14 protein-coding genes and 1 pseudogene are annotated in these 14,721 nt (G+C 65.0%); 8 read left to right on the top strand and 7 right to left on the bottom strand.

All coding sequences use genetic code 11. From position 1 onward, the window contains the following. Positions 1–32: 32 nt before the first annotated feature. Positions 33–431: a hypothetical protein gene (locus AC1RIF_RS22290; protein WP_492603556.1), complete on the bottom strand. Its 399-nt coding sequence runs from the start codon at positions 429–431 to the stop codon at positions 33–35. A gap of 263 nt (positions 432–694) precedes the next feature. On the opposite strand from AC1RIF_RS22290, the gene AC1RIF_RS22295 reads away from it, so the two are divergent. Then, entirely contained in the window at positions 695–1,531 is an 837-nt protein-coding gene (locus AC1RIF_RS22295) for an AbiJ-related protein (protein WP_492603557.1), read from the top strand. A gap of 308 nt (positions 1,532–1,839) precedes the next feature. On the opposite strand, the gene AC1RIF_RS22300 is transcribed toward AC1RIF_RS22295, so the two are convergent. Together AC1RIF_RS22300 and AC1RIF_RS22305 are read right to left on the bottom strand one after the other, a co-directional pair. Then, complete coding sequence (locus AC1RIF_RS22300; RefSeq protein ID WP_492603558.1) at positions 1,840–2,841, bottom strand: ethanolamine-phosphate cytidylyltransferase; 1,002 nt, start codon at positions 2,839–2,841, stop codon at positions 1,840–1,842. 240 nt (positions 2,842–3,081) lie between these two features. Beyond that, positions 3,082–3,216 carry a hypothetical protein gene (locus tag AC1RIF_RS22305; RefSeq protein ID WP_492603559.1) on the bottom strand — a complete coding sequence of 45 codons (135 nt, stop codon included), beginning with the start codon at positions 3,214–3,216 and terminating at the stop codon, positions 3,082–3,084. A 267-nt stretch (positions 3,217–3,483) separates the two neighbouring features. On the opposite strand from AC1RIF_RS22305, the gene AC1RIF_RS22310 reads away from it, so the two are divergent. Further along, complete coding sequence (locus tag AC1RIF_RS22310) at positions 3,484–3,885, top strand: hypothetical protein (RefSeq protein WP_492603560.1); 402 nt, start codon at positions 3,484–3,486, stop codon at positions 3,883–3,885. Positions 3,886–3,892: 7 nt separating this feature from the next. Next, on the top strand, positions 3,893–4,405 hold the full coding sequence (locus AC1RIF_RS22315; protein WP_492603561.1) for a hypothetical protein: 513 nt from the start codon (positions 3,893–3,895) through the stop codon (positions 4,403–4,405). A gap of 1,376 nt (positions 4,406–5,781) precedes the next feature. On the opposite strand, the gene AC1RIF_RS22320 is transcribed toward AC1RIF_RS22315, so the two are convergent. The 3 genes from AC1RIF_RS22320 to AC1RIF_RS22330 all read right to left on the bottom strand — a co-directional run bounded on the left by AC1RIF_RS22320 (position 5,782) and on the right by AC1RIF_RS22330 (position 7,321). Beyond that, positions 5,782–6,057, bottom strand: a complete 276-nt coding sequence (locus AC1RIF_RS22320) for a hypothetical protein (protein ID WP_492603562.1) — start codon at positions 6,055–6,057, stop codon at positions 5,782–5,784. Then, positions 6,057–6,458 carry an SdpI family protein gene (locus tag AC1RIF_RS22325; RefSeq protein ID WP_492603563.1) on the bottom strand — a complete coding sequence of 134 codons (402 nt, stop codon included), beginning with the start codon at positions 6,456–6,458 and terminating at the stop codon, positions 6,057–6,059. The genes AC1RIF_RS22320 and AC1RIF_RS22325 overlap by 1 nt, the downstream gene beginning before the upstream one ends. A gap of 194 nt (positions 6,459–6,652) precedes the next feature. Continuing rightward, positions 6,653–7,321, bottom strand: a complete 669-nt coding sequence (locus AC1RIF_RS22330; protein WP_492603564.1) for a phosphatase PAP2 family protein — start codon at positions 7,319–7,321, stop codon at positions 6,653–6,655. A gap of 150 nt (positions 7,322–7,471) precedes the next feature. Between AC1RIF_RS22330 and AC1RIF_RS22335 the strand changes: the two are divergent. Further along, positions 7,472–8,211: pseudogene (locus tag AC1RIF_RS22335) on the top strand (IS3 family transposase); the annotation flags it as partial. Between the two features lie 55 nt (positions 8,212–8,266). On the opposite strand, the gene AC1RIF_RS22340 reads toward AC1RIF_RS22335, so the two are convergent. Further along, positions 8,267–8,605, bottom strand: coding sequence for a hypothetical protein (locus AC1RIF_RS22340; RefSeq protein ID WP_492603690.1), 339 nt, complete (start codon positions 8,603–8,605; stop codon positions 8,267–8,269). 382 nt (positions 8,606–8,987) lie between these two features. Between AC1RIF_RS22340 and AC1RIF_RS22345 the strand changes: the two genes are divergently transcribed. The 4 genes from AC1RIF_RS22345 (at position 8,988) to AC1RIF_RS22360 (ending at position 14,695) form a co-directional block, all read left to right on the top strand. Next, entirely contained in the window at positions 8,988–11,444 is a 2,457-nt protein-coding gene (locus AC1RIF_RS22345; RefSeq protein WP_492603565.1) for a LuxR C-terminal-related transcriptional regulator, read from the top strand. Between the two features lie 545 nt (positions 11,445–11,989). Then, complete coding sequence (locus AC1RIF_RS22350; protein ID WP_492603566.1) at positions 11,990–12,847, top strand: PHP domain-containing protein; 858 nt, start codon at positions 11,990–11,992, stop codon at positions 12,845–12,847. Positions 12,848–13,160: 313 nt separating this feature from the next. Beyond that, positions 13,161–14,309: a zinc-dependent alcohol dehydrogenase family protein gene (locus tag AC1RIF_RS22355; RefSeq protein WP_492603567.1), complete on the top strand. Its 1,149-nt coding sequence runs from the start codon at positions 13,161–13,163 to the stop codon at positions 14,307–14,309. Further along, positions 14,219–14,695, top strand: coding sequence for an Imm44 family immunity protein (locus AC1RIF_RS22360; protein WP_492603568.1), 477 nt, complete (start codon positions 14,219–14,221; stop codon positions 14,693–14,695). The genes AC1RIF_RS22355 and AC1RIF_RS22360 overlap by 91 nt, the downstream gene beginning before the upstream one ends. Positions 14,696–14,721 lie beyond the last annotated feature (26 nt).

A 14,721-nucleotide genomic window follows, 5' to 3' on the forward strand; every position in this document is an offset into this window, starting at 1 on the left:
GGGAAGGGGGGTGGAAACGTGCAGCGGTCGAATCAGCGTGAGAGTGCCGGCACGTCCAGACGGTGTTCGATGTGGCTGACAGTGAGCAGACTGGCGATGGCGTAGTGGCCATCAACCTTGGGCGCTCCGGAGCGGTTGACTGGAAACGACGGGCGGATGGCTCGACCATCCCGGTCGACCAGCCACATCAGCGGACATGTCGTGCCGGGAGTACAGCGGTCATCGGTCGGTCCTCGGCCTGGTTTGCCACCCCACCACGCCTCGAACCCCCACGCCTGTGGATCCGAGCGTGCGTCCAATGCGCCCAGCAGCTCGCCGAGGTCGCCCTCGCGCCGTACTTCGTTCACGACCAATGCCGTCCCGGCGGGATTCTGCCCGTCCGCGCCGAAGTAGGTTCGGCCCGAGACGAAATCGCACGTCACGACTGCCACCGGGTCGAAACCATCGGGGACCGTTCCTGATCGAGGCGGTGTGAAGCTCTGCGGCGACGGGGGCGAGAAGTGGCCAGGGAACATCCCCGGGTCTCGATGATTGCGATCTCGAACGAGTTGCGAAAGCCCTCCTGTCCAGTGGCCTCTCCGATGCCGCCGACCGCAACGCCATCGAGGACGCGCTGTGGGCAGGGCGGGATTTCCCACTGATCCAGAAGCGAACTCGACGGGAAATAGCCGCTGATCTGGACCTCGGCACACTCGTGGTCGACGCGGAACGCTTCACCCGAATGCTGGACCGGCTGTGGGTACTCGGCGGGGTATCATTCCTCGGCATCTTCGGGGGGACGCCGACGTTCGGAGAGCCACCGTTGCGGCAACGGATCGAACGCCACGTGTTCCGTAACCCCGGCGATTGGTCAGCCGAGAAGCTGTTCGACGAGCTCGGTGCGTTTGATGCATCCGATCGACGGTTCGGATTGTTCCTCGAGGGCCTTGTCTCTCACGAGGTACTGGTTCACGAACCGAACCAACGTGCAGTTCTGGCAACCATCAACCCCCACCTACACGAGGTCCAGCTCGAGCTCCGGGCGACTACGAGCGACGTGGATATCCCGTCTTCCGCCTCTGCCGTGTCGGCGACGCCCCGGCCCGGCGGCCGAAGAATCTCATCTTCGCCCCGTCGAAGAAGCCCGATCTCCGACTCAGCGATGCACTCGACAACGACATCGAAATCCTCGACTCCGAAGCGGACGTCCTCGTATACGACGAACCCATCGGGGATCGCGGACTCCGCTGGCGCGATCTGCAGATCTGGTGGAGCCGGACCCACCCCGACCAGAGCGATACCGAAGTCAAGAAGGCGCTCTACGCCCGCCTTCTTCGCAGCCTGCCGGACAACTCTCCACCCCAGCAGAACCTGTTCCTGGCCTACCACCACATCTTCCAGGCATCGATCCCGGACCTGCCGGCCCTACTGCCCGAGGTATGGCTGCACTGGGACCACAAGACCGTGTCGCAACGCGGGACCGCCGCCCTCCTCAACTTCCGAATGGATTTTCTCCTACTGCTACCGGGCCATCGCATCGTCCTCGAAGTAGACGGTAAGCAGCATTACACCGACGACCGCGGTCACGCTCGCCCGCAAGATACGCAGACAACGTCCGGGCCGACCGCGACACGAAGTTGTGCGGATACGACGTGTTCCGCTTCGGCGCTTACGAACTCCGCACCAAACAGCACGCACTCCCGTTACTCACCGAGTTCTTCGACACCCTCTTCGCCCGATACGGAGCCACGACGGAGTGACGTGCGTCGGGGATGTCTGCGCATCGGCACGCACTCGACCACGCCACACGAAAGTCGGTCGTTCACCAGTGGCGAAGAAGCGCCAGCGTCGGCGATTTCGCTATCGCCGGCCGGACCGGCTCCGCCTGGGATTATCGATACGGCGTTGCCGATCCACTGGCTCACCCGGGTGCAGCGTCTGCTGAAGATGAGCGATCGCCTCGTCGTCGAGGTCGGTGTGGAGGGCTCCGGCGGCCCAGTCCCACTTTGGCGTCGACCAAACGTAGCACCGCGCACCCCACTGCGGATCCCACCCCTCGGTGCTTCGCGGGCGGCGTGAGAGCATCGTCCGGTCGTTCGTCGCGTCGAATGCCCCGGTCTCCGGATCTTGGGACGGCACCCGATCGGGCGTGAAGTCCAACGGCACCCGTGTCCGAATAGGTGAATCGGTGACTACATCGCGGAACCACTTCGTCTGCTCACGTTCGAGCGCGATGCGGCGGTCGCGGTACATCTGCTGTTCTTCTTCAGCGGTGAGCACCGGGCCGGTCCAGACGAACATCTCCTCATCGATGTGCTGGCCAACGAGAAGGTCGACGAACTGCGCCCCCAACCCCGCCTGCTCGACCCGTTCGCCGAGCATCTGTCCCGTCTCGATGTCTACCCAGATTCGCAACGGGTACGGCTTCCGTGGAGGTGGCGCCAACTCGACCGTCCAGCAGCGCCGGCCCACGAACTCGACCTCCTCGACCGGACCGACTGGCTGCGCGAAGTCGTCGCTCGACCATTCCGATGCGCTGCGGCGACGAAGCAGGAACTGGCTGTCTCCCAGGTACTGCACCTGGTCGGCGGACCCGACTCTCGGCCGCTCCGGATCCCGCGTGAAGTCCCACGCGTTCGACCCATCCGTAATGAAGACGAGTGTTCCGTCCTCGCGCTCGACTCGCAATCGTGCACCGCGGCGCCACACCCGGCTACCATCACCCACAGCAATCAGAAACGTCCGCCCTACGGTCGCGAAGTCCTCGGTGTGCCCCTCCGGGTGCACCGCCCGAATCGTGCCGCGCAGCGGCAGTTCGGGGCCTGCGGTCAGCGCTTGAAGAACCTCGATCCACTCCGTCATCACTCGACACTAGCGAGACCCATTCCACCTATGGAAGCGGATGCACGAGAGGGCAACGGGAAGAGCGTCGACCGGCAGTCGATTGAGCCGTGTACCGCGGCCACGGTGGAGTAGTGACCGGCAGGGACGTGCCTGTCAGCGGCGGGCAATCCTTCGATTCCGAGTGTCATCGTTTTCAACGTTGATGATCAGGGCAAGCGCAACAACTGGCCAGTTTGGGACCAAGTCGCGCCCGGCGGGTCAGGTATGCGGTGCGGCGGCGTCGTCGAGAAGGGCTGCGACGTCGAGCACCGGTGGCCACTGCATGCTGATGGTGGGTATCGATCGCACGCCATCGGCTGTGATCCGTGCGGTTCCGGCGTCGTCGATCGTCACACTGGGTCGAGTTGTGTACACCGGTGTCCTGCTGGCGGGTTCGAGGGTGCCACTGTCAAGGAGGGTGAACATCCAGAATTGGCGACGGGTGCCCGTGTACGTGTTGGGCACGGGCAGCGGAAGGCCTCCGTTTCGCGCGGTTTCGTCGGGAGGATGGTGCACTCCTACGCTGTCGGAGTCGCTGGTGCACAGTAGCATTCGGCCATCGGGAGCGTCGATCTGGATCGGGTTACTGCCGGGTTGGTGCAATCTCCATCGTCCCGATGCGTGGCACGCGAAGAGGCTCTCGCCCAGGACTGCGGCTGCCGTGACGGGGAGGTCGTCGACGTGGAGTGGGCCATCGTCGTTGTCGCAACGGAACAGGCCTGTCGGGTCAGCGACCCAACAGTCTGTCGGGGCTGCCCAGATGCGGCGGCTGCGACCGATCGCCCCAGGCAGAATGTGTTCACGGGCCTTGTGATCGGTATCGATGCTCACGAGAAGCGGCAGCTCGCAATCGATGAGGAAGATGGCTGGGTAGCCCAGTACCGAAAGGACGCCGCAGCAGTGGATCTCGGCTGGAAAGTGACATACAACTTGAAGACGCCCCTGTCTCCCGGTCAACTCGCTCAGCTGGATGCGCTTGGAAAGAATTTCCCGACAGGTTCATCTACCGCTGCATCGAGGTGAACTAGCTGTGGGACAAGAGAAAAAGGTAACTCCGACTCGCGAGATGCCGGAGTATCGTCAGGCTCAGAACAATGAGCGATTCCAGGGTTGGCTGGTTCATCAGGCGGCGGCGATGGACCTAGAGTTCGTCATCGACGACGTGCCCGAACTGAAGGGACATCTCTACACACGCGATGGACTTGCCATCGCGGAACGCGAAGCCCTCGCCCTCTTCATCGACAAGCGATCGGCATTCAGCGACAACATCACGCTAGCAATGCGGTTCGTCTTCCTGAAAGGCGAAACCCTTCTCGGAGTCAGCGAGGATGAATGGGTCGCACTTCCCCAACAACCTCTCAATGAGGAGAGCTTGCTACCCGCTATCGATCCCCCCTACACGCTGCCTTTCTACAAGCCTGTGGACATGCTCGGCGTCGCTCTGATTCGAAGGTCCAGTGACGAGCTTTCCTTCATCTTCGATCGCGAGGTGAAAGCCCACCAGAAGTGGGTCAATCAAGGACGTCCAACCCGTGTCAGCTAGCTAGCGGTTCCAGGCCTGAACATCGGGCCGGACTGGGCGATCATCGACCGCCCCGCCGACGACTCCGACGGTGCCGAGACCGCGCGCGTCGTGTTCCGTGGCCGCTGCAAGAGATCCGCGCACCGGCGGGTGCAGAAACTACGGACCGACGTCGAACCCGACATGTCCTCGACCTCGTCGAATGGGTCTTCGGCAGGTGTCGGTTCCACGAGACACTGTCATCGGCGGACGTCCCTTCTGGTAGCGGCGGCGACTGCGGCCGGTTCCAACGACAGGATCGCCGTTCCCGGGACCCGCCGCCGGCGGGCCTGACACACACCCCGGTCAGCGCACGAGATGCCACACCACACACCAGCAAGGCCGCGAAGACCTAACCGTCTGGAAAAGTGCCCGGCATGATCCGAATGCGTGCCACACCGCCGACACTCATTCAGGCACTGGCGCTGGCAGCGCCGGCCCTGGCAATACTTCTCGCAGGCTGCACAGACACCACGCCCCACATGCCAATCACTCCAGGTGGCAATGATCTACCCCGCTGCGATGTGCGAGACGAAATCCCCGTAGACCAGCTCGACCAACCCTCGCTTCACAACTGCAACGCCGAAGGCATCACCATCTGCTTACCCGACGACTGGGGCACCACACCAGTTCAAGCGATCGGCAACAGCGGCGCAATATCCCGCTCCGACCGTTCCGGCACGATCCGCATCGTGAACTGGGGAATCGAAGGAGTCGGAGTGTCGTTCAGCGACGGAGACACCCGCCAAATCTGGGGGGCTACCGACGCCGCCCGACAACGACAAAGCGCGATAACCCCATGACCCACCACCACATACCAACCCTCGCCAGCTGACAGGACGCTCCCGCACTTTCATCGGTGGTATCCCCGCCGGTGAGCCCATACCGCAGAGACCACCGTCAGCGCCCAACCCGCGAGAGCAGTAACTGAAGCCGACCAGTCGAACACGAACCGCTGAACATGTTGATCGCTGGACTCGGCGTACGTACAGCTCGCGCCAACCACAGGCAGCCACAAGCGCGTTGCCTTATAGACGGGGCCTCCATCGCTGACCGAGTCCTGGACGCTGACACAAAGATCGGTCGCCGAACTGCCCAAACCCAGGAACGACATAGCACCAAACCCGACCAGCACGAGAACAAGACCGGCCGCGGCGAGAACCGCCGGCAACCATGCCGCTCCCCTCACGCGAACCCCGATCACGTCTCGCCGGCCCGGGCGGAATATGTCCCCCGGCTCAGGCCACGGACGATATACCGTGCCCCATGCCCACAACGCTGCGCCCCACACTCCGATACGGCGGCCTTGGCGGCGTAGGTTCCCTCGCGCAAGGCCGGGGTTCTTTGTGGCGGGTGGGTCAGTCGGCGGTGCGGCTGGCTGCCTTTGGTCGGATGGCGGCCAGCAGAACGAGCGCTGACACAGCCTTCATCCAGCCGGGGATGCCGGAGGTGAGGGACCCGATGGTCGTCAGCACGCACGCGAGGGTGCGACGCCGATCCCGAATTCCCAGCGGGTGCGGTACTTGCCTGCCGGGAGGCCCCGGGCCTCGAGTAGATCCGCCCGCATTCCGCCCGTGGCGATCAGCCGCGCCGACGGCAAGGATCGGCACGGCGATCAGGAAGTAGACGGTCATCAGGGAAGCCCCCTCGTTCGGTTCGTGTCCGTTGCCTGCGCTTGTCGGGCCGCGCGATCGCCTCGTCGGGCGGCGTCGATCAGCATGATGGTTATCACCGCGAAGACAGCCGCAGCGGCGATCGCCGAGCCCACCGACACCGGGCCCCACACCAGCGCGGTCACCGCCTGCGCGCACAGCCCCAACCCGCCCGCACGGGCGGTACGTCGCAGTTCAGGCGCCGCGACCCGGTGCGCCAGCTGCCACGCCTCAGGCGTGGACATCGTCGCGGCCGTTCGTATCCCGATCAGCGAATTCGGTTCATCCCCGGCAACTCTCGGCATGGCCAGTGCAAGGGCGATCAGCAGTACCGAGCCGCCTGACAGGCCCGCGACCAGTCCGACCAAATCTGTGGAGTTCATGGAAACGATCGTGACATCACCCGATCCCGTAGGTGTTCCATCTCATGAGGTTGTGTACAGCGGATCGAACAACGTGGGCTCGTCGCCGAGACCTTCTTTCCGGGGCGTAGCGAAGTTCCCCGGCTGCGGGGCAAGGCGGTACGTCGTGATTGGCGCCCGGCTGGCCGGAGGCTTCCCCAGCGCGTACCCGAAGGTCAACGACGTCCATGGGCGACGGGATTACTGGTTACCAAAGATTCAGGCAGCCGACTTACGACTGGTTGCAGGGCAACAGCGACCAGAGCCACGACTGCGGTTCCCAAAGCGAGGCCGCTGGCGACGTCATGGGTGTAGTGCACGCCCGCGGCCACGCGGGAGAACCCGATGAGAACAGCAACTGGGACCGCGAACCAGGCCGTGCGTGGTAGCGCGATGATGCAGGCGGTGGCGAACGCGGCCGCGATGACGGAGTGGTTGGACGGCCACGACCAGTCGCCGACTTCGGGGCAAGACTTGACCGTGTCTACATCGAGGACGCGGCAGGGCCGCTCCTCGGTCACGATCAGCTTGATCACTTCGCTGAGCAAGTAGGCGACGACTACGCCGATCCCTCCGGCAGCGAGCCGCCAGAACGCGGTCCGATCCCGCAGCCAGGACCACACCGCGACCACTGCGGCCAGGGCCACGAGAACCAACAACCCTCGGGAGGCAATTGGGCCGGCCAACCCTCGAAGCAGGCTCGAGTCGGACGCCGTACCGGCGATAGCGAGGTAGAGATTCTCACGCACCGGAAGAGTAGCCAGCGCGATCAGTGCCAGGACTGCCGCCGTCGTCAAGGAGAGGCGTATCACGGGGGTCGAGAAAGAGAGGGGTCGTGAAGTCATGCCACGGAACACTAGAAGCCGGTCGACACCGGCACATCCACCCTGAGGCTCGACCCGTCTACGACCTAGGTCGTAGACGCGTGGGCTACACCTCGAACTCGGGTCGGACGTGTCAACGCCGGCGGAAAATCGTCCGGCTCAGACGAGTCGGTAGAGCTGAGGGAAGCCCGCAAACGGATCAAACTCCTCGAGCAAGAAGCCGAGGTCATGCGTCGCGCTGTCGCCAATCTGTCCCGGGACGTCAACCCAAAATGATGTACCCGCTGGTCCTCGACCTCGCTGCTGACGGAGTGCCCGTCACGGTGACCTGCCGGGTTCTCGAAATTTCCACCCAAGCTTTCTACAGATGGAAGAAAGACCCGGTCACGCAACGTAATTGGGACGACGCTCACCTGATCAACACCGCTCGTGCCATACATGCCGACGACCACGCGTCCGGCTACCGATTCATCGCCGACGAACTGCCCAGCGACGGAATCGCCGCCGGCGAGAACCGTGTCGCCAGGCTGTGCTCACAGGAGCGCATCTGGTCGGTGTTCTCGCAGAAGCGAGGCCTGAACAGAAAGGCCGGTCCGCCGGTCCACGACGACCTCGTCGACCGCCAGATCGCCGCTAAGCGGCCCAACGAGGTCTGGCTGACCGACATTCCCCCAAGCACTTCGTGCAGGGAGGTGCCCCCACAGAGCACCGGACCGACGAAGGCAAGCTCGCCCTCCGCGCGATCAAGGATGTGCACTCGAACAAGATCGTCGGATACTCCATCAACTCCCGAATGAGAGCGTCGTTGGCGGCGGCAGCGCTACGCAACGCTGTCGATCAACGCGACACCGGCCGGAACGATTGTCCGCTCCGACAGGGGTATTCAATTCCGGTCGCGGAAGTTCGTACATGAACACCAATCGAGGTTGAGACAATCAACCAGACCGCACACGCGGCCCGAACCACTCAACCCCACGAGTCAACCAAAATGGGGCAGTCGCGCCTGAACTCGTACTGATCGTTGAGCCAGCCCAATTCACTATCGTGAAGGTGGCGATCATCGAAAAGCTCTCGCAGAGCGACACGCTCGTAGCTGCTCGTGGGGAAGCTCCATCGCTGGCCCTCCCACATGAGGAACGCCTTCAGCCAATCGTCGTCGAGGACGCGATACGGATCGAGTGCACTGATCGCCTGCTCCTTGCCCCGGACATAGCCTGTGCCCTGCCACTTCAACCCAATGTCGACCCAAGCCGCTTCATTCCGCGATTCGATGCCGGCCAATCCTGTCGCACGGAAGGCAAGCAAGGCAGGGCCCTGTTCAGTGTTGTGTGGTGTTCCGGCCTGGTAACAGGACAGTTCGTGCCGACGTCGGAGAGGCACCGTCCACTCGCATCCGGGTCAGTGCTGGTGCCGACCCTTGCCTGCAAGAGGAACGACACGTCACGCAGGGACTTCACCTTGTGTCAAACCGGATCGAACCTCGGGACCAACGCATCATGCTCGAGGACCCCGGACCGCGACCCCCTCACGCTCGACGTCGACATTGGAGCCTTCAACGCGCCTCAAGACGCCAAATACTGCCTGGAACCGCTCCACGGGTGGCCGTTCTCACGGTCGGCGGGTGCCCGCTTAGTACAAGATGTCTGTAGCCAAGTTCGGGCATCATGGGGTCCAGAGGGGGATGAGGATGGCACCTGTCGGTTTGCCCTGGGGGCGATCCCGGTTGCTCCCCAGGCTCGACGAGGCACCGCAGATCGTGCTGTGGGGTCCCCGTGGGTACGGGAAGACGACACTTGTCGAGACGTGGCTGGCGGCGCAACCGGACCGCACCGTGATCCGAGTTGAGGTTCCCGATCCTGGCACGGCCACGGAACAGTACTGGTCGGACCTCACGGCGCGGGTGAACATGGACACCGACGTGCTCGTCCTGGACCGCCCAGATCGGTTGCGCGACGCGACCACCTGGGAGCGGCTGCATTCGATCCGCGCGGCGCATCGCGGGTTGCGCGTCGTGATGTCGATTCGCGAGAGCACCCTGTTGGATTCCTTACGTTTACCCACCCCGAACCTGACGGTTGTCACCGCGGCGGAACTGGAGTTCACCGAGGCGGAGGTCGCCGATCTGCTCGCACGCCGCGCCGTGTCGTCCCCGGAGCGGACGGCACGGGACCTGTGGCGGATCACCGGAGGCCACCCTGCGCTGGTTGCGATCGCCGAGGGCGTGGTCCGAGCCTTCGGTAGCGACCTGGACTTCGAGCGGGAACGCGCCAACCTGGCAGTACAGGAGCAGATCGACAGGTATGTCGAGAACATGCTGCTCGAGGAACCGGATATCGGCGACATGGCTCGCACGCTGGCGGTGCTGCGGCGGCCGTTCCCCGATGCGCTGGAACTGTTGGGGGTCGATGACGTCGCAGATACCCTCGGCAGCCTCGAACGCGCCGGGCTGTTGCGACGGATGCCAGGGGCACCGGACCCATACTGGACGTGGCCCCCAGCGCTCCGCAGATCCGTACTGCGGATCGTGGAGCGGGACGCTGCGACGCCCCCGCGCCTGGCGTCGGCGACCCTCGCACGCTGGTTCGCCGACCGCGGCGATCCTGTCGAGGCACTCCGACACGCGACCGACGCTCAGGACTGGGATCTGCTGATCGCCATCCTCGCCACCGAGTGGCCCACCATCGTCACCACCGGGCTGGGAGTGCTGGTCCGTGCGGTGGACGCACTGCCGGAATCAGAGGTACGGGCGAACCCTGCCGTCCAGTACGCGCGCCTGCTCGTCGCCGGAGTCGGCCTGACGGCAGGAAGTCCGGGCCCGGTGTGCGGGCCGCTGCCGGACATCTCCGTTACCGAGATCGCTGAGCGCGCCCCGGCCGAACTGGCGCTCCTCACCGGCACACTGCGCCTGTGCGTTCAGCGCTGGAACGGTGACTACGACGAGGCCGTGCGTGACCGCGACGCACTGGTGACACTCGCGAACCGGGTAGGCGGCGAATCCCGTGGCCTGGATCGGCGCTGGATCTCCTCGGTCTGGATGCACCTCGGGCTGGCCAGCCAGCTTCGCGGCGGGGACGGGCGGACGGTCGAACTCCTCACCCGAGCCGTCGACTGCGGCATCGGCGATCCTGGCAACTTCGCGTCACGTCAAGCCGCCGGTCATCTGGCGCTGCACCACGCGGTACAAGGTGAGCCCGAGCGGGCGGCACACTGGCTCCGGCAGGAGGACAGGTTCGGGGAGCGGGCGGGCTGGATCCGAGCGTTGGTCGAACGTCCGGCGATCGTTGCGCGGGCGCTGGAACAACTCGATCGACTGGATGTCCCTGCTGCTGAAGCCGCACTGGATGAACTGGACGAACTCGACGACGAACTCGACGAACTCTGGGCGTTCGTCGTGTACGTGCGCAGTCAACTCGACCTGATCCGGGGCCGATCCGAGGTCGGCCTCGACCGGGTGGAAAGGAGCCGCCACCGGTTCCGGCGCCTACTCGGGCCGGCTGCCGCTGCGGGCCCACTACTGGCTGCGGCTGCGATGGACCTACAGACGGCGGCGGGTCAGGCGACGTGGGTGCTCGACCACGCCCGACTGGCAGACGGGCCGATGCACCCGATGATGCGGCTGGCCGCGGCGAGGGCAGCCATGTCTACCGGCGACCACGCGGCCGCGGCCGCGTTCTGCACGCCTCTGACCAGGCGTCATGTCAGCGAGACCCGGGTCCGCCTCGAGGCGCTGTCAATCGCCGCGACGCTCGCGCACGAGCAGGGTCGCGACAACGACGCCGGGACCGCATGGAACCGAGCAACGGCGATGTCTCGAGACAGTGGCCTGGTGCGACCACTGTTGACTGTGCCGCCCGCGATCCGCAGGGTGCTGAGCGCGGGCGAGGCCGCGATTCCTTTCGCGGACAAACTTGCCGAGTGGGCCGACGGACCGTACCCACGTCCCGCACCGCCGGTAACCCTGACCGAGCGTGAGGCCGTCGTGCTCGACGGCGTCGCCCGCGGCGGCAGCGTTGCGGAGATCGCCGAATCGCTGTTCGTCTCCCCGAACACCGTCAAATCCCAACTCAAGAGCCTGTACCGGAAGCTCGGTGTGCACTCCCGCCGGGACGCTATCCTGGAGGCTGCACGCCGCGGACTCCGCTAGCACGACGCCGGGAACGCCCCCCCCCCATTGCGGCGGTGAGGACGGGAACGGCATCGCTTTGTACCCGGGCCCTCCGTCGACCATCGATGGGCTGCGATTCAACTCGCACCGCCGCCGCCAGGAGTTCGTCGTGGTCGGGGATGTAAGGGATGACGCCGCAGGTTCGGCATTCGTAGGTGCGGTGTCCGCCGCGTGTGGCGCAGCTGCAGGCCATCCAGCTGCTAGCGTCGCGGTGCTGCGTGCGGCAGCGCGCCGATCACCTTGCCAGAGGCCACATCGAGGGCGGCGAACAATGTGGTGGTTCCGGCGCGTACGCCGACTGGGACATGCCGGACCAAAGCACAACAAACCCCGCGCCCGAATCGGTGCAAGCGCCGACCATTTCCTCTGTATGCTCGACGCGTGCACGCGTGCCTGCGCCGATTTGACTGCCCCGGACCCTTTCTCGGTCACGGGGCCCACAGCGCGCAGTCGCCGAGGTAGATCCCGAGTTCGATAGCGGTCCGGGGGCCACCCCTGCACCCATCGCCGTTTCAGGAGTCCTCGTGCCTTCCCATCTCCCCGCCGACAGCCATGTCCACACCGAATGGTCCTGGGACACCGGCGGCGCATCGTCCGCCGCCGCCGGCCGCATGAACCTCATGTGCGAACGCGCCCTCGCGATCGGTCTCCCGGCCGTGGTGTTCACCGAGCACTTCGACTTCGACAACACCTGGCGTACCGAACCCGAAGACTTACTCCCCCACCAACAGTCACTGCTCGACTCGAACGGATACCTGCGGCCCCCACCCCTCGACATCGCCGGCTACCTCGACAGCATCGACCGATGCCGTCATCGCTTCCCCGATCTGAGGATTCTCACCGGAGTCGAGTTCGGCCAACCCCATCTGCACGCCGAACACGCCGCGAAACTCGTCGACCTGTCCTCCATCGACCGTGTCAACGGCTCCCTGCACACACTGAACGTCGGCGAGGACCGTTACGAGCCGAACACCCTCTTCCGGAGGTGGCACCCGGACGACGTGATCAACGCCTACCTCGACGAAATCCCGCGGATGGTCGCAGGATCAGATGAGTTCGAGGTGTTCTGCCACATCGACTACGCCGCCCGGGCCTGGCCGACCGTGACCACCGGCCCCTTCGACCCCCACCATTTCGAGGGAGGATTCCGGGCCGCCATGCGAGCTGTCGCCGACAGCGGACGAGCCCTCGAGATCAACACCCGCCGTCTGCGGCCGTGGATTCCCCAGTGGTGGAGCGAGGAAGGCGGCCGCGCCGTCACCTTCGGCAGCGACGCCCACGTTCCGGAAGCACTCGCCGACAACTTCCCCGAAGCCGTGGCAATGGTCGAGTACTACGGGTTCACGCCCGGCCACCGACCGCAGGACTTCTGGACCCGCTGACGCCAGCAGTGGCCTCTATCGGCGCACGGGCAAGGCCTCCCCCACGTGTCTGACCTAGCCTCTCGGTGGGTGGCCCGACAGGAAGCCCAGCAGCCAGAGTTGGGACGCCCGTCGAACAGTCGGCCCTTCGCTTCCGGCGACTGGAAACACCAGATATCCCACCCGACAACTCCGCCGAGGTGGCAGCCTTGGGGCTAGTGGGCTGGAATCGGGCCGCGATTCGAATCTCGGCCGTGAAATGGCGACGCCGCCTCTTTGCACACGGAACCGTGCGAGATCTGAATCCGACCGAGGGAGCACCAAGATGCCAACCATGCGGTCTGTCGTTGCCGACACGTCAGGCGAACCTTCCGAGGTTCTGCACCTGCAGGCCCGCCCGATTCCGGAGCCCGGTCCCGGCGAGGTCCGAATCCGGGTGGCAGCTGCACCTGTCCATGCCAGCGATCTGCACACCATCCGCGGCCGATACGGCTTCACCCCGGAGTTCCCCGCCGTACCCGGAATCGAATCTGTCGGTGTGATCGACGAACTCGGTAGCGGCGCAGACGGTCTGGCCGTCGGGCAACGTGTCATCACGGTCGGAGTAACGGGCACGTGGCAGGAGTATGTCGTTGCCGATGCCGAGCGGGTCTTGCCTGTTCCCGTCGGCATGAGCAATTCCACAGCCGCTCAGATACTCACCAATCCGCTCACCGCTGTGATCTTGACCGGTGATGAACTCGATGTTCGACCGGGTGAATGGCTCCTGCAGACGGCGGCCGGATCAACCGTGGGCCAGTCGGTCATCCAACTCGGAGCACACGTCGGATTCAAGACTCTCAACGTGGTCCGCCGTCGATCCGCCGTCCACGACATCCTGGCGCTGGGGGGCACCGCCGTGATCTGCACGGAAGACGAGGACCTGCGCGAACGGATTGCCGACATAGCGGGCCACGACGGCGTGTCCAAGGCGATCGACTGCGTCAGCGGTCAGGTAGGTGCGGACGTGTCACGGGCGCTGACGCCGGACGGTGAGCTGGTCGTCTACGGAGCGCTGTCCACACACCGCCAAACTGATCCCGACAAACTCACCATCCCGATCTTCGCGCGCTCATTGATCTACGAAACCAAGACCGTCCGGGGGTTCTGGCTGTTCCGCTGGTTCACCGACACACCCAGGGCCCGGACGGCCGCAACGATCGACCGGACACTCCACCTCGCCGACAGCGGCGCGCTGCGCGTGCCCGAGGGGCGGCCGATCCCTCTCGAAAAGTTCAGTGAAGCCGTCTATTCGGCCGAGGCTCCCGCACACTGGCGCCGCGCACGTCACGCTCCGGTAGCGTCGGGCGGATGGAACTCGCCGTCACGTCGGATACCGGCTCGATCGGGGACGTGTACGCGCTGGCGAACGAGTTGCAGGAGGCCGCAGACGCCTTCGCCGCTACGACCCCGGCGGTCCCCGGGACCCTCGTGGTGTGTCTGAGATGTCTACCCGCGAACTGCGACCGCCGGTCCTTCACACGCTACGAACGCTCCGAGCCGGCGATGCTGGTCGACCTGTGCGTGACGGAGGAAGAGGTGGATGGACTCACCACGGCGCAACTACGCGAGGCGCTCGGGGAACTACTCCGCGCGCGGATCGGAAAGGCGTCGCTGTCGCGGTCCGTGCCGTGGTCCCGGGACCAGCGGGCCGAACTCCGTTGCGAGGCGGAGCAGTTGCTGATTCGACTCGGGTGGCTCGACGGTCCGCGCTCCCGCGCGGTCGAGCTGTGCAGAGCCGGTCACCCATTGGACGAAATCGCCGAGGCAACGGGCCTGGACCTGAACGAGGTCGAGAATCTGTTCGCCGACACAATCCCTCCCGATTGACGCACGCGGCCCTCGTCCGACGAATC

Source organism: Prescottella sp. GW823-FHT02E09, assembly GCF_058797375.1.

Bases quoted from the DNA above. Each gene is read 5' to 3' on its own strand.
- AC1RIF_RS22300 (WP_492603558.1), bottom strand. From the start codon at position 2,841: ATGACGGAGTGGATCGAGGTTCTTCAAGCGCTGACCGCAGGCCCCGAA.
- AC1RIF_RS22320 (WP_492603562.1), bottom strand. From the start codon at position 6,057: ATGACCGTCTACTTCCTGATCGCCGTGCCGATCCTTGCCGTCGGCGCG.
- AC1RIF_RS22325 (WP_492603563.1), bottom strand. From the start codon at position 6,458: ATGAACTCCACAGATTTGGTCGGACTGGTCGCGGGCCTGTCAGGCGGC.
- AC1RIF_RS22330 (WP_492603564.1), bottom strand. From the start codon at position 7,321: ATGACTTCACGACCCCTCTCTTTCTCGACCCCCGTGATACGCCTCTCC.
- AC1RIF_RS22345 (WP_492603565.1), top strand. From the start codon at position 8,988: ATGGCACCTGTCGGTTTGCCCTGGGGGCGATCCCGGTTGCTCCCCAGG.
- AC1RIF_RS22355 (WP_492603567.1), top strand. From the start codon at position 13,161: ATGCGGTCTGTCGTTGCCGACACGTCAGGCGAACCTTCCGAGGTTCTG.